General features: G+C 41.4%; 15 protein-coding genes. 1 reads left to right on the forward strand and 14 read right to left on the reverse strand.

Features of this window, described 5'->3' with window-relative positions; genetic code table 11:
• Positions 1-34: 34 nt before the first annotated feature.
• The 10 genes from ACRD64_RS16220 to nuoE all read right to left on the reverse strand — a co-directional run bounded on the left by ACRD64_RS16220 (position 35) and on the right by nuoE (position 9,967).
• On the reverse strand, positions 35-370 hold the full coding sequence (locus tag ACRD64_RS16220; RefSeq protein ID WP_430934504.1) for a DRTGG domain-containing protein: 336 nt from the start codon (positions 368-370) through the stop codon (positions 35-37).
• The gene (locus tag ACRD64_RS16225; protein WP_430934505.1) at positions 357-1,730 is read right to left on the reverse strand and encodes a [Fe-Fe] hydrogenase large subunit C-terminal domain-containing protein; all 1,374 of its coding nucleotides are present in this window, start codon (positions 1,728-1,730) and stop codon (positions 357-359) included. Before ACRD64_RS16225 ends, ACRD64_RS16220 begins: the two co-directional genes overlap by 14 nt.
• A gap of 17 nt (positions 1,731-1,747) precedes the next feature.
• Positions 1,748-2,158 (reverse strand): ATP-binding protein, encoded by a 411-nt coding sequence (locus ACRD64_RS16230; protein WP_430934506.1) that lies wholly within the window; start codon positions 2,156-2,158, stop codon positions 1,748-1,750.
• Positions 2,159-2,164: 6 nt separating this feature from the next.
• A complete protein-coding gene (locus ACRD64_RS16235; RefSeq protein ID WP_430934507.1) occupies positions 2,165-2,509 on the reverse strand; it encodes a DRTGG domain-containing protein in 345 nt (114 codons plus the stop codon).
• Between the two features lie 534 nt (positions 2,510-3,043).
• Complete coding sequence (locus ACRD64_RS16240) at positions 3,044-4,240, reverse strand: SpoIIE family protein phosphatase (RefSeq protein WP_430934508.1); 1,197 nt, start codon at positions 4,238-4,240, stop codon at positions 3,044-3,046.
• On the reverse strand, positions 4,230-6,083 hold the full coding sequence (locus ACRD64_RS16245; protein ID WP_430934509.1) for a [Fe-Fe] hydrogenase large subunit C-terminal domain-containing protein: 1,854 nt from the start codon (positions 6,081-6,083) through the stop codon (positions 4,230-4,232). Before ACRD64_RS16245 ends, ACRD64_RS16240 begins: the two co-directional genes overlap by 11 nt.
• A 12-nt stretch (positions 6,084-6,095) precedes the next feature.
• Entirely contained in the window at positions 6,096-6,344 is a 249-nt protein-coding gene (locus ACRD64_RS16250; RefSeq protein WP_430934510.1) for an NAD(P)H-dependent oxidoreductase subunit E, read from the reverse strand.
• Positions 6,345-6,474: 130 nt separating this feature from the next.
• The gene (locus ACRD64_RS16255) at positions 6,475-8,262 is read right to left on the reverse strand and encodes an NADH-dependent [FeFe] hydrogenase, group A6 (RefSeq protein WP_430934511.1); all 1,788 of its coding nucleotides are present in this window, start codon (positions 8,260-8,262) and stop codon (positions 6,475-6,477) included.
• Between the two features lie 19 nt (positions 8,263-8,281).
• Complete coding sequence (locus ACRD64_RS16260; protein ID WP_430934512.1) at positions 8,282-9,463, reverse strand: NADH-ubiquinone oxidoreductase-F iron-sulfur binding region domain-containing protein; 1,182 nt, start codon at positions 9,461-9,463, stop codon at positions 8,282-8,284.
• Between the two features lie 6 nt (positions 9,464-9,469).
• Positions 9,470-9,967 (reverse strand): NADH-quinone oxidoreductase subunit NuoE, encoded by a 498-nt coding sequence (gene nuoE, locus ACRD64_RS16265; protein WP_430934513.1) that lies wholly within the window; start codon positions 9,965-9,967, stop codon positions 9,470-9,472.
• Positions 9,968-10,199: 232 nt separating this feature from the next.
• Between nuoE and ACRD64_RS16270 the strand changes: the two genes are divergently transcribed.
• Complete coding sequence (locus ACRD64_RS16270; protein ID WP_430934514.1) at positions 10,200-10,868, forward strand: AlbA family DNA-binding domain-containing protein; 669 nt, start codon at positions 10,200-10,202, stop codon at positions 10,866-10,868.
• Between the two features lie 29 nt (positions 10,869-10,897).
• Here ACRD64_RS16270 and ACRD64_RS16275 read toward each other — a convergent pair whose 3' ends face one another.
• The 4 genes from ACRD64_RS16275 to rpoB all read right to left on the reverse strand — a co-directional run bounded on the left by ACRD64_RS16275 (position 10,898) and on the right by rpoB (position 21,174).
• Positions 10,898-11,953 carry an exo-beta-N-acetylmuramidase NamZ family protein gene (locus ACRD64_RS16275; protein WP_430934515.1) on the reverse strand — a complete coding sequence of 352 codons (1,056 nt, stop codon included), beginning with the start codon at positions 11,951-11,953 and terminating at the stop codon, positions 10,898-10,900.
• Between the two features lie 455 nt (positions 11,954-12,408).
• Entirely contained in the window at positions 12,409-12,729 is a 321-nt protein-coding gene (locus ACRD64_RS16280) for a DUF3467 domain-containing protein (RefSeq protein WP_430934516.1), read from the reverse strand.
• Positions 12,730-13,007: 278 nt separating this feature from the next.
• The gene (gene rpoC / locus ACRD64_RS16285; RefSeq protein WP_430934517.1) at positions 13,008-17,282 is read right to left on the reverse strand and encodes a DNA-directed RNA polymerase subunit beta'; all 4,275 of its coding nucleotides are present in this window, start codon (positions 17,280-17,282) and stop codon (positions 13,008-13,010) included.
• Between the two features lie 79 nt (positions 17,283-17,361).
• A complete protein-coding gene (gene rpoB / locus ACRD64_RS16290; protein WP_430934518.1) occupies positions 17,362-21,174 on the reverse strand; it encodes a DNA-directed RNA polymerase subunit beta in 3,813 nt (1,270 codons plus the stop codon).
• Between the last annotated feature and the right edge of the window lie 54 nt (positions 21,175-21,228).

Raw genomic sequence — 21,228 nt, forward strand, 5'->3', positions numbered from 1 at the left:
CGATGTAACTTGTCAATTACCTTTAATCTATACTCTATTTCTTCAACAGCTGATAAAGTTCGCCCGACATTTCAAAGGTTTCCAGGTCTGTTCCCAAAATTGGGATCCCTTCTGCGTTGCTTTGATCAATAGCGGCCTTCTCCGGCTTACATCCCTTTACTAAAATTACAGCTGCCACTTCTTTTAAAGAAGCGATGGCCATGATATTTTTATGGGTTTGCAAGGTTATCCACACCTGTTTTTCATCTACATTTCCCATTACGTCACTCAACAAATCGGAAGTATAACCTCCAACTACTTCGTTGTTGATTCCTTGTTCTCCACAAAAAACTTTTAAGTTGAGTTTCTCAACCAAATCACATACCTTCATTTTTTGCTCCTATTTTTTTACAGTCCTTATCTAATCTGTCCTTTCCCCATGTTCTTTCGATGATCCGGATAGCATGTTCGCTACTTAATTTTTTGCTTTTCTCCATCATTCTCTGCAAGAATACACAATTGGAGAGGTTGGCTTTTTTTTGTACAATATCTTCGGCCAATGCCTGACAGCTGGGTGAACCACAAGCTCCACAATCGATTCCGGGCAGATAGCACATTAAGTTTCGGATACGTTCCATCTTCTTCAATGCTTCCTGAAAATCCTGATCTAACGACATGGCAGGAAGTGGGTCTATTTTACTTATAAATAAATCCTTGTCCTGAATAATTTCTTTATGTTCTTTCCAATCTACGTCACCCGAATCACTCTCCAGTTGTTTGGCCCTTCGTTTCATTCTATCAACCGTCATAAACCGGTTTCCATGCAGCAACACCCCCCCTGCACAGCCCTGGTCACAAGCCCTTAGTTCCAGGTAATCAACCGTAGGAATTTCATCGTTCTCCAACCGCTCTAAAAACTCTATTACATTATGAATTTCATCCACTGCCAAACACCTACCCTTCATATTATCAGCCTCACCCCGGGTCAAACTCCACTGTATAGCCTTGCTCGACAAATGCGGAAGCACCGGTAATTCGGGCTCTGTAGCCTTGTTGTTTTTTATTTTTGCGTAAAGTTTATTGTAAAGATATCGCATGTTAATCACGCCGTTGATCATAGCTCCCTGATCGTCCCCAAACCCTTTTATAGCAGCAATCTTGGCTGCACACGGGGTGACATAAAAAATACCAATCTGCTTATCCGGGATGCCTTCGTTTTGTAACATTTTCCGGTAAAAGGAGGCTGAAGCATCTACCGGCGGTTTTACCGAGGCAATATTATCAATAAGAGAAGGAAATTTCACTTGAATTAAACGAACCACTGAAGGGCAAAAAGTTGATATTAAAGGCTTCTCATCATTTACCTTCATTTGGTCGTCCATCAGTTCGTTGAGGACATCTACCATAAATTCAGCCTGAAAGACATGGGTAAAACCAAGTTCTTTCATCACACTAAAAATTTCTTCTTCGGAAATCGAGGTAGGAAACTGACCTGTAAAAACTGCAGGAACCAAAGCTACACGACATTCATAGTCGAAGATATTATCTAAATCATCTTGTTCCACATATATGGCATCCACGGGGCAAGCTCTTAAGCACTCGCCACAGTCGACGCAACGTTTTTTAAGGATTAAAGCTTTTCCGTCGTTTATTCGAATAGCGTCGGTCGGACACACGTTCATGCAATGTGTGCAACCATAACAAATATCTTTGTCAACCTTTAAGGCGTGATATATTTGCAGCTTTTTCATTCCGCTTATAAACGTTTCTACAAATAGGTTTTTATTTCCACTTTAGTTCCTTTTTCAACTTCACTAGTTACATTTAACTCGTCTACGTTTTTCTTTATATTTGGCAATCCCATCCCGGCTCCGAATCCCATCTCTCTTACTTTTGATGACGCTGTGGAATAGCCTTCCTGCATCGCCAACTCAATGTCCGGAATTCCGGGCCCATTGTCGTCAAGCACAATACTTATATGTTCCGAAGTTATATTTACCTTTATCACGCCTTTATAGGCATGGGCTACAATATTCACTTCTGCCTCGTATAAAGCAACCACTGTACGTTTAACCACTTTTGGATTGACATTTAACTGCTTCAGCGTTTTTTTAACCGCACTGGAAGCATTGCCAGCCTTGGTAAAATTACCTCCTTCTACTTCATAAATAAATTCCATGGCTTTTTAATAAACAGGTGACAGTCCGGCAGTAAATAGCTTACCCACCGCGTTATACATGGAATACTTACATTGCAATAAAACTAAGTCCTCCTCTTGAGCCAGCGCCAACATCTCGGGCGACACCTGCTTGTTACGAACAAACACAATACAATTTACATCAGCCATTTCAACGGTTCGGATGGTTTGCATGTTGGCCAAGCCCGTAATCAATACCATTTTATCGGTATCTAAAGTAAGTACATCGCTCATTAGGTCGCTGGCAAAACCGTAATTTATTTCGGTATCTATGTAGCAATCTCCACATACTACCTTCGCGTCCAGAATATCAACAATTTCTTTTATTTTCATTCAGAAGAAACTTAAGTAACACCGGAAATTTCTTTAATTATTTTAATTAAAGAAATATTTCTAGAATTCACTGCAAAATACGATGTATCCACTAAAAAAAAAAAGTAGTTGATCACCAAAACAGCAATACATAATAAGTCTAAATAAGCTGCAGACAGGGAGATACACCTTTATGTAATCCGGACAAAGTCATTAAATCAACATTTAAACCCAACTAAATGCATGCTAACAAAATGGTTTTTTTACCATTTTGGCACAAGCCGTTAACTTGATTAATATCGTTATTCATAATTTTAGAACTAATGGCTTAAATTAAAAGGGTTTGCGGCTAGGTTATCCCTTCGTTTTCTACACCCGCCAAGTTGTTGTATGTGCATGTTATTTTTGAGCATGCTTTTTCCCGGAAGGACCCTACCGTTCTCCGTCCTATTATTCAGCCCTTCGGAGTTGAAACCCGAACCTTTTACTGGTTACATCTTTTATGGCTGTGCGGGTTCTTCGGGCGTATCTGGGGTAATATTCACAATAACCAGGTTAAATATACTCCACCGAAACTTCCTTAAGAAACTTCTCCTCCAACAGTGATGCTATTTGCTTGACAACAGTACGTCTTATTTCCAGCTCAACTGGTAAATTAGGATCCTGATGAGCAACATTGATTCGTGTACCGTTGATAATATGGATCTTATCACTTTCTAAAAACAACTTGACGATTTGGTGGGCCGGGCCCTTACCCGTTGCATCATCTTTCTTTTCGGAATCTTTTAAAATCCTCGCTACTTTTCCCAAGGTCAGGATACCTTCGGTCACCAAATCAATCCCTTCCATTTGGGCCGCCGGGGGAAGATCAGGGTCAGACATTTCGAGGCTGGCAGAAAATTTGAGGCCTAATTCTCGCGCTATGATTTCTGCTGTAGTTCCGCCACTTACTATTTTTTTACCACCAAACTTCTGCACCATCAATGCAAAATCCACATCCTTCTTTTCTTCGAATGGAGGTCCGGTAACAAACAATAGTTTCCTAGGCTCCCGCAGGTAAATAATTCCGCAGGAAGTATCATCCAACGGGCTGCCCCCGTCATTCAGGGAGGCCATGTTAACTATTTTCCGCGATAGCTTGGCCGAAGAAATGTAAGGTGTGTTTTTCACACTCTTCACCACATATTTTTCGGCTTCTTCCCTTCCCCAACCAAAGGGCAAAGTTTTGGTTCCCATGCCGGATTGCACTATTCCATCCGACCAAAAGAAGATTCGATCTTCCTTACGTGCTCTAAAATGGCAGGTATACAGTATTTTTCCTTTGTGTTGCTTACTTTCTAAGGTTATTTCACTCCAACCTGGATCAAAAGGGCGGTGTGTGCGCATGATCAAGCAACGAGGGTTATCATAATCCACAATGGTAGTGCTACCTTCATCATCAATATCGATAATAGTAAAGGTAGAGTAGCTCACTTTTCGAACACTACACACGGGGAGTGTATTCATAATAATTTCTGCAGTCTTTTGAACCTCCTTGTGCTCAACGGTAAAGTTTACCGCCATGGATGCCGTCAAGGTTGCCAAGACATTAGCTTTGACACCACTTCCCATACCATCAGACAATACTACAATAGTTCTGCCATCCTCCTTGATTCTGCGTGAGATAAACACATCGCCACAGATAAACTCTCCATGATGGTTGTTTTGCTTACAATCTATATCTAAAAAAAAATCTGGTTCATTAACTTTCATTGCTCTCACCTACTTTTTGTGCTTCGATAATTGAATTTAACACCTTTTCAGTTTTTGATGCACTCTCGCCCAGCAAAAATGCGATCTGCTGCACGGTTTGCAGGTTATCACGAATGACGGAACGTGCACGATTGATGATTTCTTCTCTGCGAACCTCCGGTGCTGTCAGGTCGCGAATAATACCCCCAACAATTTGGTGCTTCTTGATGGTAAAAACTGAAACGTTCAAGATGGCCTCTTCAACAGTAGTATCCCTGTTAATGATCTCCTGTCCGGTTTGCAGAACCGTATTAAAAAGTTTCCCGAAAGGCAATAAGGTATTTATATCGGCTCCCCTTAACCCCGGAATAACTTCGTTCAGTTGCCTTGCATCCTCGCCCATCATGTTTACAAAACTTGAATTAGCCTCGATGATATTTAGGTTCGTATCCACCATCACAATTCCCGCTCTAATTTTATTAAGCATGGCGGTTATCGTGTCTGCAGCCTGACGCGCTGCCACCTCTTCTTTGCGTGCCTTTTCTTCACTTTCTTTTAAAGCTTCCTTGGTATTCTTCAGGTTTTCGTTGGCAGCATGAACCTTGTTAATATAGGTATGTAACGTTTTAATTGAATAAGAGTAGCACATCTCAAAATTGGTAAGTCCCTGGCAATACGCCACTGCAAACTCTTTACAACTGGGATAACCACATGCGCCACAATTCAACTGTTCCTCGATATTGCTTTTGCCCATATCGTGCAAAACCCGTTGGATTTCATTTTCTGATGGTTGGGGCAGCCTTCTATCCGTAACTTTAAAATTTCTGCTGAGATCCACATCCTTAAACTCGGCTATATCTTTTTCCCACTGATCGCAGTCAATCACTTTCAAGCGTTTTTCGACATAGCCAATGATGTTGGCCTGGCGCATAAACTTTTTCCCGACAGGTGACATCCCGGGTCCCATAGAACAGCCCTCACAATAGTATAAGTCAAGGTTTTGATTTAAACTGTTATCTTCAGAAAACTCTCTTAACGACTGCAGAAAATTGTTTCTGCCATCTGCCGATATCAAACTGCTATTGAGCAAATCTTGCTGCATATCAACCGCTTGCCAAAGACCATGATTTATTGGATACAGTCCGCCTTTTCTACCTACGGGAGGGTCAAAGTCACTGAATTCGACCGAAGCCTCACTTATACCTGAACTCTTAAACATGGCCCTCAGCTCCTGGAAGGTGATCACCGCATCCAGCTTTCCGTCTGTTTTTGCAAATGCCTTAGCATCGTCCTTGGCCGAAACGCAGGCTGTGACGTACACTACATGAATATCATGACCATACCTTTTCCGCATTACCTTGGACATGGCAATAAAAGGAGGCACAACAGGTGCCAGGTTCTCTACCAGGTTGGGGCGATATTTTTCCACAAACGATCTAACCGGAGGGCAATGGGTTGTCAAATAGTATTTACCGTGAAAATCCTGGAGCAATTTCTTGTACTGCTGTGCCACCAGGTCGACACCGAAAGCCACTTCACCAACCAATTGAAATCCCAATTCCCGGATCATGCCCACAAATTTCCTGTAGTCGGAAATATCATTAAACTCGCCCGATATGGCCGGATCGCAAATAGCTGCCACCTTAGCTCCATTGTTAAAAAGGTGGTTTACTTTATCTATCTCATTGCGAAAACTAATGGCATTTTGCGCACATACTGTCACACAATTACCACAACCAATACATTTGTTGACTATAATATTGGCAGAATTATCGGCTATTTTAATCGCCTTGGCCGGGCACGCCCTGATACATGTAAAACTCAAGTTACATTTTTCCTTATCTACTTCGATTAATTGCGACATCTCCGTACTCTTTTAAATATTAAAATACTTCCCCAATATATTGTACACTTTATCTGGATCCATGTTACCATACAACTCGTCATCAATTTTTAAAATAGGCCCTTTTTCACAGTTCCCCGTACACAGCTCTCCCCTAAAAAACACAGACTCTTCGAGTTTATGTTCCGCCAAAAACTTCTTAACTATGGCTAGTATATCCTTATTTCCCCTTGCAAAGCATGAGCTCCCCAGGCATATTGTAATTGAATGTTCGTTTTGCATATATCAAGGATTTTTAAACTCCGACTTTAAATATCGAAATTTATTTTGTGAATACTGCTACTTTTTACAACATACCCCAAGAACGAATCCCCGGGGTATATGATTTAGTTGATTATAAATGTGATAAATACTAATATCTGTTTCGTTGCGTGTAGCTCGTGTGTAACAACTCATGCGATTTATGTCCCAAAGGTTCTTTCAGGAATTCATCATACAACTTGAGCACTTCTGGATTCTCATGGGATTTACGAATAGGCTTACCGGCATCCTCTCTGTAAATGGCTTCACTCCTTTTCTGACGGATTTTCAAATTGGTAGGTATTGGCTGCCCTCCACCTCCCAGGCAGCCTCCAGGACAGGCCATTACCTCAATAAAATGATAATCTGCTTCGCCTTTCACTACTTTATCCATTACTTTTTTAGCATTGGCCAATCCATGCGCCACACAGGTTTTCAATTCTGCACCTTCCAGGAATTTCCACTTGGGCAATGTATCTTCGATTTTAATTGTAGCTTCTTTCACTTCTTCCATTCCCCTGACTGGTGTAATATTTAATCCATCAAATGGCACTTCTCTACCAGTAACCACCTCATAAGCAGTTCGCAATGCGGCTTCCATCACTCCTCCAGAAGCGCCAAAAATCACAGCTGCTCCCGAAGAAGCACCCATAAACGAATCATACTCTTCATTTTCAAGGGCTTCAAAATCTATCCCTGCCTGTTGAATCATCTTGGCCAACTCGCGGGTCGTAAGTACCAAATCGACATCTTTATAACCGCTCGAATGCATTTCAGGGCGGTTGGCTTCATATTTTTTCGCCGTACATGGCATCACCGAAACAGAAACCATATCTTCGGGTTCAATATTCATTTTTTGTGCATAGTAGGTCTTCGCCAATGCACCAAACATTTGTTGTGGTGATTTGGCTGTTGACACGTTAGGCAACATATCCGGATACATATGCTCGATGTATTTTATCCATCCGGGCGAGCAGGAAGTCGTCATAGGCAAATGTACATTCGGATTTTTATCCACCAGCGCACCTTTTAAGCGTTGCAACAACTCATTACCTTCCTCAATAATGGTCAGGTCGGCGGAGAAATCGGTATCCAGAACTGAATCGAAACCTAAACGGCGCAGTGCGGCAACCATCTTACCGGTAACTATGTTACCCGGTTTCATACCTAAGGCTTCGCCCAAAGCAACTCGCACAGCAGGAGCAGTTTGAACCACCAAATGCTTTTTAGGATTATTGATGGCTGTCCACACTTCATCAATATAACTGCGCTCAATCAATGCTCCTGTCGGACAACGGTTTACACATTGACCACAGTTGGTACAAACCACCTCGTACATGGGCCTTTCAAAAAAGGAAGAAACTTTCATATGCTCACCTTTATAGGCAACCGTAAGTGCACCAATATCTTGCAATTGGTCGCAGGTTCTGATACATCGTTGGCAACGAATACATTTAGAGTCATCTTTTGTAATGGAAGGAGAAAAATAGTCAATGGTATGTTCCTTTAATGGAACTAAATCGATTAAACGATCTTCTCCGATAAGATATTCTGACGATAAATGTTGTAGTTCACATACGCCGTTTTTATAACATCGAGTGCATTCTGCTCTATGTTCCGAAACTAATAAGTCAATGACATTCTTTCTGGCATTTCGTACTTTCAGACTATTAGTCAGAATTTCCATCCCTTCCGATACGGGCGTTGCACATGATGGCAACAACCTGTCGGCCCCTACTTGTTCCACTACACATACTCTGCAATTACCAGCCACGCACAAGTCTTCATGATAACAAAGCGTAGGTATTTTAATCTTTAACTCCTTGGCGGCCTCAAGCAAGGTAGTACCTGAATTCACGCTTACCTCGATATGATCTATTGTAAGATTAACTTTGCTCATTCTTTAATATTTTTAATGCTTAGTAAATCATTTCTTCTTTAAAATTCTCCACGATAGAAGCGAAAGAGTTAGCTACGGACTGTCCTAATCCACACTTAGCGGTAACCCTCATATTTTCCGCCAACACCAATAATTTTTCCAGGTAATCCGAAGATCGCTCTCCTTTTTTAACCGCCTCTATTCCCAGTAAAAGTTGTTGTGTTCCTACTCTGCAAGGAGTACATTGCCCACAACTTTCTTCCACAAAAAAATCGAGATAGTTATGCAATACGTTGTACATGCTTCGCGATGAGTTAAATATCATCATTGAACCGCCGGTGGGCAGCGATACTCCGGTAAGCTTACCTTGGTAGCCAATTTTGGTGGTATTGAATTTTTTTCGCGGCACGCAAAAACCGGACGCTCCCCCCACCTGAACCGCTTTGGCATCTCCATCTCCGAAATCTTCCACAAATTTTTGCACGGACATACCAAACTCGAGCTCATAAATCCCCGGGATTGGCGTATCCCCAGACACGGAAAACACTTTAGAGCCCCTGGAATCCTGAACTCCCAGATCCTTAAACTTCTCGGATCCATATTTAAATATGGAATAGGTATGCGCCAGGGTTTCCACATTGTTGATAACGGTAGGCAATTCTCTATATCCCGAATTGGTTGGATAAGGCGGTTTATTTCTGGGTTCACCTCGAAATCCTTCCATGCTTTCAAACAATGCGCTTTCTTCTCCACAGATATAAGCTCCACTGCCTAAAAATATTTTCACTCTAAAATCAAAACCAACCTTATTCATCATCATATTAAATTCGTCAATGACTTCATTTAACGAATCCACTAAAAATTTATACTCGCCCCGCAGGTATATAAATCCTTGGTGTGCACCAATAATTTTGGCACAAACCGCCATTCCAATCAATACTTTGTCGGGTACTTGCGTCAAAATTTCTCTGTCCTTGAAAGTCCCGGGCTCTCCTTCGTCCGCATTGCAAATTACGTATTTCATGTCACCTTTAGCTTCGGAAGCAAGCTTCCATTTTAAGCCTGTAGGGTATCCTGCTCCCCCTCTTCCTTTAAGTCCGGAAATAATTAAATCGTTTATTATGTCTTGTGTTGGTCTTGCCAATGTTTTCTTAAGAATTTGCTCTCCGTCTTGTTCATCCTTAAAAATAAGGTCCAACCTTTTTAAATTTTTCTCTGCCATAGCTCGTTAATTTACCTGAATTGAAGAACTCTCTATTAAATCATCCTGCTTTAAGGATAGTATTATATCCCTTACCTTATCGGGTGTGAGGTCGGTATAAGGCGTATCGTTAATAAGCATGGCCGGCCCCTTATGGCATTGCCCCAAACAATTGGTTTCTAAAAGCGTAAACTTACCGTCATGCGTCGTCTCTCCCAACTTTATTTTTAGTTGCTTCTCCAATTCTTGTATTATGAGGTTTTTTCCGTGCATCATACAAGTAATAGTTTTGCAGATGCGGATAACATATTCCCCCATAGGTTTCGTGTTCAGGAAAGAATAAAACGAGGCGGTTCCAAACACTCGCGCTGCGGATATGTCCAACTCCCTGGCCACTTCTACCATAGCCTCTTCCGACAGGAATTTTTTCTTTTCGACCACTCCTTGCAGAATGGGTAATAAACTTTCGTGATATCGGCCGTACTTGTCAGCCAGACTTTTCACAAGATTTGTCATTTCGGTCATAAGCTGTTTATTTAAGGGTATTATAAAAAGTCATTAGGGAAATTTTTCTTTATTAAGGTACTAACAATACCTATGCTTTTAACTGACATATATCATGTTTTACACCTGTCAAGCATCATTAAAGCCTGATTATCAATGCATATTTAATCTAAATAAATGAAATTGGCAATCTGTTATAATTTGCTTGTTGTAAATGTTTAAATGCCTTATTTTTGCGATAAAGAACTAGGGCATGATGAACAAGCAGCTTCAACGGAAAATAGCTGAAGGGGAACACCAACAACAGGATTTTAAATATGCTATCAACGATTCCAAAAAGATAGCACGTTCCTTAGCTGCCTTTGCCAACACCGATGGAGGAAGTCTTCTTTTGGGCGTTAAGGATAACGGGAAGGTAATTGGTGTTTCGTCAGAAGAAGAGTTTTATATGATTGAAGCCGCAGCTCAGATGTACTGCAAACCACCAGTGGATTTCGAAACCATAGAATGGAAAAGTGAAGGTAAAACCGTGCTGGAAATTAAGATTCCAAAAAGCGGCAACAAACCCCACAAAGCACCCAGCAAGGAAGGCAAATACATGGTTTACGTGAGGGTTGATGACCAAAATCTGTTGGCCAATAAAATACTTTTGGAATATTGGAAAGCGCAACAAAAGAACAGCAATCAATTGCTCCGATTCAATAAGCCCGAAAAATTCTTGTTAGAATATCTTTCAAATCACGATTCAATAACCTTTACCCGATTCTATAAACTGGCCAATATACCCAGATTTAAAGCTGAAAGAATATTGGTGAGCCTCTTATGTATGAATATTATTGATATCCATATTACAGAGAAACAAGTATTTTATACACTATCGGAGAATCCGGATGTGCATCACACTCTTGGGAATTTAGGGTAAAAAGTATACCGCGAATTAAACGCGTTGAACTAATTATATTCTATCCCGTACAACAGGTACTTCTCCCGTAGTTTAGAATACTCTTCCAAGTCCGGTTTCCAACTACGTTTAATCTCTTCCTCCGATAAACCTGCCCGAATATCTTTGATTAACTGATCATCTCCTGCCAATAAATTAAACCAGCGCTTATTCAATCCAAAACGCTCATCTTGCCCAAATTGTTTGTAGAAAGAGATAAAATAGGACAAGGTAAAGCGATGTGTTAGAGGTTCCCGCCTAAGGTCAATTCCATAACACTTTTTATCCTGTTGTTTGGGATGTTTCGACATACCATCGATACTTCTAGGTGTGAAAGTGAATTCGCCTGCAGTACTATCCGGATAACCGATCACCTGAAACGGGAAATAAGTGCCTCTTCCTACGCTGACATTACTGGCTTCAAAAAAACACAGTGAAGGGTATAAGCGAATTGATGTGTAATTGGGCAAGTTAGGTGAAGGCTTCACGGGTAAATCGTAAGGAGTAGAATGATTCCAGTTTTTCACTTTAACAACATGTAAGTCACACTTTAGACCCTCCGTTAACCAGCCCTCTCCATTAATCATTTGTGCCAACTCTCCTACTGTTAAACCATGAACCACAGGTAAGGGATGCATTCCGACAAAAGATTTATAATCCGGTTTAAGAATAGGCCCATCAAAATAATCGCCATTTGGGTTCGGCCGGTCCAGTACCAGTATTTTGGTTGCTGTTTCTGCACATGCCTCCATCATATAATGCATGGAGCTGATATAGGTATAAAATCTGACACCTACATCCTGGATATCAAAAACAATAATATCCACATCCGCCAGGTGTTCCTTGCCAGGTTTTTTATTTTTTCCGTACAAAGAAACAATGGGAAGACCCGTTTTTGAATCGGTATCGCTTTTTACACGTTCGCCAGCATCGTGCTTCCCTCTAAAACCATGTTCCGGTGCAAAAATTTTAATCACATTGATCCGTTTGCTTAGCAGCGTATCTAATAAATGCGTTCCTTCCACCAAAGAGGAATGGTTTACCAATAGTCCTACCTTTTTATCCATTAGCAAAGGGAGATATTCATCGAAACAGTTGGCAGCAGGAATTATTACACGTTGCGTGGAATTGTAACCTTGTGAGGAACAGGAAAAGCAAGTGGAGAAAATCAAAAGATATATTAGAATTCGGATAGCAAGCATGGGTATTACAATTAGATGAATGAAGCGTGAACAATTGGAAGCTAAAAGACCCCCCTCCCCCACGTCTCCGACGCTGTATTCCATTTAACTACAGGGCCAATGGGAAGAACTATTTTCAGCGCACTTACAATTGACCCGTATAAAACAATATTGACTTTTGACACAATCCCTACTTTTCGTCGATTATCAAACGCAGCCCTTCGATTATCCCCAGGAACAAAGGTTTGTCTGTTGACAACCAAGAATGGGGCTAACACATTTTTTGTCTTGTCATTCGTTACGAAAAATCTGTGTTAGCCTGTTAAATCGGCGGACCAAAACTACGCCTGTGGTGTAGAGCCAAAGTTCATTGGGATGTTACCACCAGGATGCCCTTCGTCAATATTCTTGATGGGTCCGTGCATGGCTTCATACCGTTTGATATTATCTTGCAAAGCCATCATTAACCTTTTGGCGTGTTCCGGTGTTACCACTACTCTCGACTTCACTTGTGCCTTTGGTAAACCTGGCATAACCCGAATAAAATCCATCACAAATTCCGAAGGTGAATGAGTTATTACCGCCAGGTTTGAATAAATACCTTGACCCACCTCTTCGTTTAATTCAATATTAAGCTGATTCTTGTTTTTTTTATCTTCCATCTTAATTTTATTATAAATCGACCTTAAACCCGCAATATGCATTAGAAAATCTATTACACATTGAAATTGTTTCAAAACATGACGCTCCGCTGCTTCACTTCAACTCACCATAACGATGCTACGCCTCGTTTCAGTAAAGCCTTGTTTTATTGCACTTTCAATGTTCACGACGAAGTTCTAATGCATAATCCCGGTTAAATTATATAATTTATTTACAACGGCATAAAAAAAGGGAAGCATTAAAATACTTCCCCTTTATTTATATGTAGTACATTAAACTATTCTTGCTCTTCCTCCACAACCTGATTTTCTACCAAACGATCATACTCATCTTTAGAACCCACTACCAGGTTCTTAAGCGCTCTTTGACCTGTTCCTGCAGGAATTAGGTGACCACAGATTACATTCTCCTTCAATCCTTCTAATTGATCAACCTTACCAGAGATAGCAGCTTCGTTAAGAACCTTGGTTGTTTCCTGGAAGGAAGCAGCCGACATAAAGCTCTTAGTTTGAAGTGCAGCTCTCGTGATACCTTGAAGAATCTGACTAGAAGTTGCAGGAATTGCATCTCTCGATTCAACCAACTTAAGGTCTTTACGTTTCAACTGGGAATTTTCGTCCCTTAAACGACGAGCAGTAACGATTTGTCCGGAACGTAAACTTTCAGAATCACCCGCTTCAACGACAACTTTCTTGGCAAAAATACTGTCGTTCTCGTGCATAAACTCTAATTTGTCCACGATCTGTTTCTCCAGGAATTTAGTATCACCCGGATCATCGATGTTTACCTTACGCATCATCTGACGAACGATAATTTCAAAGTGCTTATCGTTAATCTTCACACCCTGTAGTCGGTACACATCCTGAACCTCGTTTACAATATACTCCTGAACCGCTGTTGGTCCCATAATATGAAGAATATCGGAAGGTGTGGTTGCGCCATCCGACAATGGGATACCTGCACGTACATAATCGTTTTCCTGTACCAGGATCTGCTTAGAAAGCGGCACCAAATATTTCTTTACCTGACCGTTTTTAGAAGTAACCGTAATCTCGCGATTACCACGCTTAATCTTTCCGAATGTTACCTCACCGTCAATCTCGGAAACAACAGCAGGGTTAGATGGGTTACGCGCTTCGAAAAGCTCTGTTACCCTTGGTAGACCCCCTGTAATATCACCTGCTTTACCAACCGCTCTAGGTATCTTCGAAACAATCTCTCCAACCTTAACCTTTTGCCCTTCTTCAACAGAAATGTGAGCCCCTACCGGAAGGTTAAATGTTTTAAGAATTTCACCAGAATCGTCAACGATCTTTAAGGCAGGGTTTTTGGTCTTATCTCTGGTTTCAATGATTACCTTTTCCTTAAACCCTGTTTGCTCATCCGACTCTTCCTTGTAAGTTATACCGTCAAGCATGTTGTCGAAGCTCACCGAACCGGACTTTTCAGATATGATAACCGCATTATATGGGTCCCATTCACAAATCAGATCACCAGACTTAACTTCTGTTCCGTTCTTGATAAATAATTTAGAACCATAAGAAATTGGCTGGTTTGCCAATGCAATACCGGTATTTTTATCAATGATACGCAATTCGGCGAGTCGGCCGATTACTATATCCACATGTTTTCCTTCTTCGTCTTTTGTAGGTACGGTACGCAATTCTTCAATCTCTACTATACCATCATACTTGGCAACAATTCTGCTTTCGGTAGAAATATTACCTGCGGTACCCCCTACGTGGAACGTACGCAATGTAAGCTGTGTACCCGGCTCACCGATCGACTGTGCCGCAATAACCCCAACAGCTTCCCCGATATGAACAAAGTTACCGGTAGCCAGGTTACGTCCGTAACACTTAGCGCATACCCCAACTTTAGATTCACAAGTAAGTACCGAGCGTATTTCAACTCTCTCCAGTGGAGAATCGTTTAAGATTTTAGCTTTTACTTCGTCAATCTCCTCACCTGACTTAACAATCAACTCACCTGTTGTAGGGTGGTAAACATCATGCACGGAAATACGACCTAAGATACGCTCATAAAGCGTTGCCACAATATCCTCATTGTTCTTCACATCAGTAGCGGAAAGACCTCTCAGCGTTCCACAATCATCTTCGGTGATAATAACATCTTGCGATACATCCACCAAACGACGTGTCAAATAACCTGCATCGGCTGTTTTAAGTGCCGTATCCGCAAGACCTTTACGGGCACCGTGCGTAGATATAAAGTACTCAAGTACCGATAGACCTTCTTTAAAGTTCGAAAGAATCGGGTTTTCAATGATCTGACCACCCGTAGCCCCGGATTTTTGAGGCTTGGCCATCAGTCCCCTCATTCCGGATAGCTGACGAATCTGCTCTTTAGAACCCCTCGCACCGGAATCAAGCATCATATAAACCGAGTTGAACCCCTGTTGGTCGGAACTCAATTGTTTCATTAAAGTGTTGGTCAAACGGGCATTTACGTGTGTCCAGATATCAATAATCTGATTGTAACGTTCGTTATTGGTGATGAAACCCATGTTATAGTTATTCAACACTTCCTCTACTTCTGCATAACCCTCCTTCACCATTTTATTTTTGGCTTCAGGTATGATTACATCGCCAAGGTTAAACGACAATCCGCCTTCGAATGCCATTCTATAACCTAAATTTTTGATATCGTCCAGGAACGCTGCCGTACGGGGAGTACCACAAACTTTCTGCACTTTGCCGATGATATCGCGTAATGCTTTTTTAGTCAATACATCATTAATGAAACCGGCTTCTCTCGGAGCAAATTCATTAAATAAAATACGACCCACCGTAGATTCTATAATTTTTTGTTCAGGTACACCATCTTTGTTCAGATCGTAACCTTTCACTTTAACAATCGCGTGTAAGTCAACCTTTCCTTCGTTATAGGCGATTTTAACTTCTTCTAAATCATAAAAAGTTAAGCCTTCTCCTTTAGCTCCCTCACGAGCTTTGGTCATATAGTACAGACCCAAAACCATATCCTGAGAAGGTACGGTAACAGGTGCACCGTTAGCAGGGTTAAGAATATTCTGCGAACCCAACATCAACATTTGTGCTTCCAGTATAGCAGCATTACCCAGTGGTAAGTGAACCGCCATCTGGTCACCATCAAAGTCGGCGTTAAATGCCGAACATGCCAATGGATGTAATTGGATGGCTTTACCTTCGATCAACTTAGGTTGGAATGCCTGGATACCCAATCGGTGAAGCGTAGGGGCACGGTTTAGCATTACCGGATGTCCTTTTAACACGTTCTCCAGAATATCCCAGACTACCGGGTCTTTTCTATCAACGATTTTTTTAGCGGACTTCACCGTTTTAACTATACCCCGCTCAATTAATTTTCTAATGACGAAAGGCTTATATAGCTCTGCGGCCATTCCTTTGGGAATACCACATTCGTGCATCTTCAATTCAGGGCCAACAACAATAACCGAACGAGCCGAATAATCTACCCTCTTTCCTAACAGGTTTTGACGGAAACGCCCCTGCTTACCTTTTAAACTGTCGCTTAAAGATTTTAATGGACGGTTAGCATCTGTTTTAACCGCATTGGCTTTACGCGAGTTATCGAATAAGGAATCAACAGACTCTTGAAGCATACGTTTTTCATTACGCAAAATTACTTCCGGAGCTTTGATTTCGATCAATCTCTTTAACCGGTTATTTCTGATAATAACCCTACGATAAAGGTCATTAAGATCAGAAGTAGCAAATCTACCACCGTCTAGTGGCACCAAAGGCCGCAGTTCCGGCGGGATAACAGGCACAACCTTTACGATCATCCACTCCGGGCGGTTTCTGCCAACAGACTCGCGGAACGACTCCACCACCTGAAGACGCTTTAACGCCTCGTTTTTACGTTGCTGCGAAGTTTCCGTGTTTGCTTTGTGTCTTAAATCGTATGACAGACTATCTAAATCAAGTCGGGCTAAAATCATGTGAAGCGCATCTGCCCCCATCTTAGCAATAAACTTATTAGGATCGTCATCCTCCAGATATTGGTTTTCCTTAGGTAGTGTATCCAGAATATCCAGATACTCTTCTTCCGTTAAGAAATCCATATACTTAATTCCATCCTCTTCCTTAATACCGGCTTGTATTACTACATAGCGCTCGTAGTAAACGATAGAATCTAATTTTTTTGTTGGTAATCCTAATAAGTAACCTATTTTATTAGGTAGTGATTTAAAGTACCAGATATGTGCCACAGGAACAACCAATGAGATATGTCCCATTCTCTCGCGACGCACTTTTTTTTCTGTAACCTCTACACCACAGCGGTCACAGACGATACCCCGGTACCTGATTCTTTTATACTTACCACAGTGACACTCATAATCCTTCACAGGGCCGAAAATCCTTTCGCAGAATAATCCGTCACGTTCCGGTTTATAAGTTCTATAGTTGATGGTCTCCGGTTTAAGAACCTCACCGCTTGATCTTTCTAAGATTTCTTCCGGTGAAGCTAACCCGATAGAGATTTTTGTAAAACTGCTCTTTACTTTCTGATCTCTTCTGAATGCCATATGTCGACTTCTATTAAATTTAAAACAAATAAGGCAATCATTGAATAATGCCAGGCACTACCCAATGATAAAAAAGGCTTTAATCTAGATTTACACTTAAACCAAGACCTCTAAGCTCATGTAACAACACATTAAGTGATTCCGGAATGCCGGGTTGTGGAAGGGCATCTCCTTTAACGATAGATTCATATGCTTTAGCACGTCCCATCACGTCATCCGACTTAACAGTCAGGATTTCTTGCAGGATATTGGCCGCACCAAAGGCCTCCAATGCCCAAACCTCCATCTCTCCAAAGCGCTGCCCTCCAAACTGGGCCTTACCTCCTAATGGTTGCTGTGTAATCAGCGAGTAAGGACCTATTGAACGTGCATGCATCTTATCTTCTACCATGTGGCCTAACTTCAGCATGTAAATCACACCTACCGTTGCCGGTTGGTGGAATCTGTTACCGGTACCTCCATCGTATAGATAACTCTTACCATACGCCGGCACATTAGCTTTATTAGTCCACTCATCCATATCCTCGAACTTAGCTCCATCGAAAATCGGTGTGGCAAACTTAACACCTAATTCTTTTCCGGCCCAACCAAGCACCGTTTCGTAAATCTGTCCCAGGTTCATCCTTGATGGTACACCAAGCGGGTTAAGCACAATATCTACCGGTGTTCCGTCTTCAAGGAAAGGCATATCCTCCACACGTACAATCCTGGATACAATACCTTTGTTACCGTGACGACCTGCCATCTTATCACCTACTGTGATTTTACGCTTTTTGGCGATATATACTTTGGCCAATTGAACAATTCCTGCAGGGAGCTCGTCGCCGATAGTCAAGTTATATTTCTGACGTTTCTCTTTGGCTTCGTATTCCTGGAACTTCAACAGATAATTATGAATTAATTTTTGGATGACTTCATTCTTATCCTTATCTGTGGTCCATTTGTTAGGGTCGATGTTATGGTAATCGATATCGCTTAAAATCTTTTGGGTAAACTTAGTACCCTTAGATACGATATCAACACCAAAGTAATCCTGAACACCTTGCGAAGTTTTTCCGTTCACCACAGAGAATAGCTTGTCCACCAAGCGGTTTCTCAAATCAGCTACTGAACGGTCGAATTCTTCATCAATCTTAGCGATCAAAGGTTTATCCGATGATCTGGCTTTTCTATCCTTAATGATACGGGAGAAAAGTTTTTTGTTGATAACCACACCTTTTAATGAAGGAGAAGCTTTTAATGATGCATCTTTAACATCGCCTGCTTTCTCCCCAAAGATAGCACGCAATAACTTTTCCTCCGGTGTTGGGTCACTTTCACCTTTAGGCGTAATCTTACCAATCAAGATATCACCAGGCTCAACATGTGCGCCAACCCTAATCAATCCGTTTTCATCCAGATCCTTAGTAGCCTCTTCACTTACGTTCGGAATATCGGAAGTTAATTCTTCCAATCCACGTTTCGTGTCACGAACTTCTAAGGAATACTCATCAATATGTACGGAGGTAAATACGTCTTCACGTACCACACGCTCAGAGATTACAATAGCATCCTCAAAATTATAACCTTTCCAAGGCATAAACGCCACTTTAAGGTTACGACCAAGCGCCAGCTCCCCTTTTTCCGTGGAATATCCCTGCGTCAAAATCTGACCTGCAGTTACGCGTTGTCCCGTAACCACCATTGGTTTCAGATCGATACAAGTATTTTGGTTTGTTTTCTGGAACTTAGGTATCTTATAACGTTTCGTTTCAGAATCAAAACTTACAAATTTTTCGCTCTCGGTAAGATCGTAACGGATCACAATTTCCTCGGCATCGCAGAACTCGATAACACCATCTTTTTCTGCCACTATATTAGTTCTGGAATCACTAATAAGTTTACCTTCCAACCCGGTACCTACAATAGGCGCTTCCGGACGCAATAACGGTACGGCCTGACGCATCATGTTAGATCCCATCAATGCACGGTTCGCATCATCGTGTTCCAAGAAAGGAATTAACGAAGCCGCCACTGAAGCAATCTGGTTAGGGGCCACGTCCATTAGGTGAATTTCCTCCGGTGTTGACAGTGGATAATCCGCTTCTAAACGCGCCTTAATCTTATTGTTCACAAAATTACCTGTTTCATCCAAAGGCGCATTGGCTTGCGCAATTATCAACTCTTCTTCTTCTTCGGCACTTAGGTATTGAACACCGTTGGCAGACAAATCAACCTGACCATCTTTAACCTTACGGTAAGGTGTCTCGATAAATCCTAAATCGTTGATTTTTGCGAATACACACAATGAAGAAATCAAACCAATGTTTGGTCCTTCCGGAGTTTCAATCGGACATAAACGGCCATAGTGCGTATAGTGAACGTCACGAACCTCGAAACCTGCTCTTTCACGCGACAGACCGCCTGGCCCTAAGGCCGACATCCGGCGTTTATGCGTAATCTCGGCCAACGGATTGGTTTGATCCATAAACTGAGACAAAGCATTTGTACCAAAGAAACTATTAATAACCGAAGATAATGTTTTACTGTTGATCAGTTCAATCGGTGTAAAAACTTCATTATCCCTTACGTTCATTCTTTCACGAATGGTACGGGCCATACGTGCCAACCCAACACCAAACTGGTTGGCTAACTGCTCACCTACAGTCCGTACACGACGGTTACTTAGGTGGTCAATATCATCAACTTCGGTTTTGGAGTTAATAAGTTCAATCAAATATTTGATGATTTGAATAATATCAGGCTTGGTCAATACCTTTGTATCCATATCGGTATCCTGTCCCAGCTTTTTATTCAAACGGTAACGTCCTACTTCCCCTAAATCGTATCGTTTATCGGAAAAGAACAGCTTATCAATTACGTCGCGGGCTGTAGCCTCATCTGGCGGCTCGGCGTTACGTAACTGGCGATAGATGTGCAACACAGCTTCTTTTTCGGAGTTACAAGGATCCTTTTGAAGTGTGTTATATATAATGGCGAAGTCAGAAAGGTTCTGATTTTCTTTATGTAGCAATATTGTTTTGGCACCTGAATCAACAATTTCTTCAATGTGCTCATTCTCGATGATTGTTTCGCGATCGATGATAACCTCATTACGTTCGATTGAAACCACCTCACCTGTATCCTCGTCCACGAAATCTTCGATCCATGTTTTAAGGACACGAGCAGCAAGCTTACGCCCTACTACTTTTTTCAATCCTGATTTTGAAACCTTTACTTCGTCGGCAAGATCGAAAATCTCTAATATTTCTTTATCACTTTCGTAACCGATTGCCCGAAGCAAGGTGGTTACCGGTAATTTTTTCTTCCTGTCGATGTACGCATACATCACACTGTTGATATCCGTGGCAAATTCTATCCACGAACCTTTAAAAGGAATAATTCGTGCAGAATATAACTTCGTACCATTAGCATGCGTACTCTGACCGAAGAATACACCCGGAGAACGGTGCAGCTGCGAAACAACAACCCTCTCCGCACCATTGATAATAAAGCTGCCCTTATCTGTCATATATGGCACAGTGCCCAGGTAAACATCTTGTACAACCGTATCAAAATCCTCGTGTTCAGGGTCGGTACAATATAATTTTAGTTTAGCCTTTAAAGGTACACTATAGGTAAGTCCGCGCTCGGTACACTCTTGAATCGAGTATCTGGCCGGATCTATACCGAAATCAAGAAACTCTAGTACAAAATTGTTTCTTGTGTCCGTGATAGGGAAGTTTTCTTCAAAAACATGAAATAAACCTTCTGTTTTTCTTTCTTCAGGAGTTGCTCCCTGTTGAAAGAACTCACGGAACGATTTTAATTGTACTTCTAAAAAATCGGGATACTGCAGTTGATTTTTAATAGAAGCAAAGCTAATCCTTTCGCTTGTGGTATTTGGAGTCATCTATCAACAAAAATTAATTGAACTTATAACATAAATGCATAAAAAGGCCTAGGA

The sequence above is a fragment of the Saccharicrinis sp. 156 genome, from assembly GCF_050589685.1.
In the GTDB taxonomy this organism is placed as follows: domain Bacteria; phylum Bacteroidota; class Bacteroidia; order Bacteroidales; family Marinilabiliaceae; genus Saccharicrinis.

Excerpts from the sequence above, each read along its gene's own strand:
- rpoB (WP_430934518.1), bottom strand. The coding sequence starts at position 21,174 with ATGACTCCAAATACCACAAGCGAAAGGATTAGCTTTGCTTCTATTAAA.
- ACRD64_RS16255 (WP_430934511.1), bottom strand. The coding sequence starts at position 8,262 with ATGAGCAAAGTTAATCTTACAATAGATCATATCGAGGTAAGCGTGAAT.
- ACRD64_RS16275 (WP_430934515.1), bottom strand. The coding sequence starts at position 11,953 with ATGGATAAAAAGGTAGGACTATTGGTAAACCATTCCTCTTTGGTGGAA.
- nuoE (WP_430934513.1), bottom strand. The coding sequence starts at position 9,967 with ATGACCGAAATGACAAATCTTGTGAAAAGTCTGGCTGACAAGTACGGC.
- rpoC (WP_430934517.1), bottom strand. The coding sequence starts at position 17,282 with ATGGCATTCAGAAGAGATCAGAAAGTAAAGAGCAGTTTTACAAAAATC.
- ACRD64_RS16225 (WP_430934505.1), bottom strand. The coding sequence starts at position 1,730 with ATGAAAAAGCTGCAAATATATCACGCCTTAAAGGTTGACAAAGATATT.
- ACRD64_RS16245 (WP_430934509.1), bottom strand. The coding sequence starts at position 6,083 with ATGTCGCAATTAATCGAAGTAGATAAGGAAAAATGTAACTTGAGTTTT.
- ACRD64_RS16260 (WP_430934512.1), bottom strand. The coding sequence starts at position 9,463 with ATGGCAGAGAAAAATTTAAAAAGGTTGGACCTTATTTTTAAGGATGAA.
- ACRD64_RS16230 (WP_430934506.1), bottom strand. The coding sequence starts at position 2,158 with ATGGAATTTATTTATGAAGTAGAAGGAGGTAATTTTACCAAGGCTGGC.
- ACRD64_RS16250 (WP_430934510.1), bottom strand. The coding sequence starts at position 6,344 with ATGCAAAACGAACATTCAATTACAATATGCCTGGGGAGCTCATGCTTT.
- ACRD64_RS16280 (WP_430934516.1), bottom strand. The coding sequence starts at position 12,729 with ATGGAAGATAAAAAAAACAAGAATCAGCTTAATATTGAATTAAACGAA.
- ACRD64_RS16240 (WP_430934508.1), bottom strand. The coding sequence starts at position 4,240 with ATGAAAGTTAATGAACCAGATTTTTTTTTAGATATAGATTGTAAGCAA.
- ACRD64_RS16270 (WP_430934514.1), top strand. The coding sequence starts at position 10,200 with ATGATGAACAAGCAGCTTCAACGGAAAATAGCTGAAGGGGAACACCAA.
- ACRD64_RS16220 (WP_430934504.1), bottom strand. The coding sequence starts at position 370 with ATGAAGGTATGTGATTTGGTTGAGAAACTCAACTTAAAAGTTTTTTGT.
- ACRD64_RS16235 (WP_430934507.1), bottom strand. The coding sequence starts at position 2,509 with ATGAAAATAAAAGAAATTGTTGATATTCTGGACGCGAAGGTAGTATGT.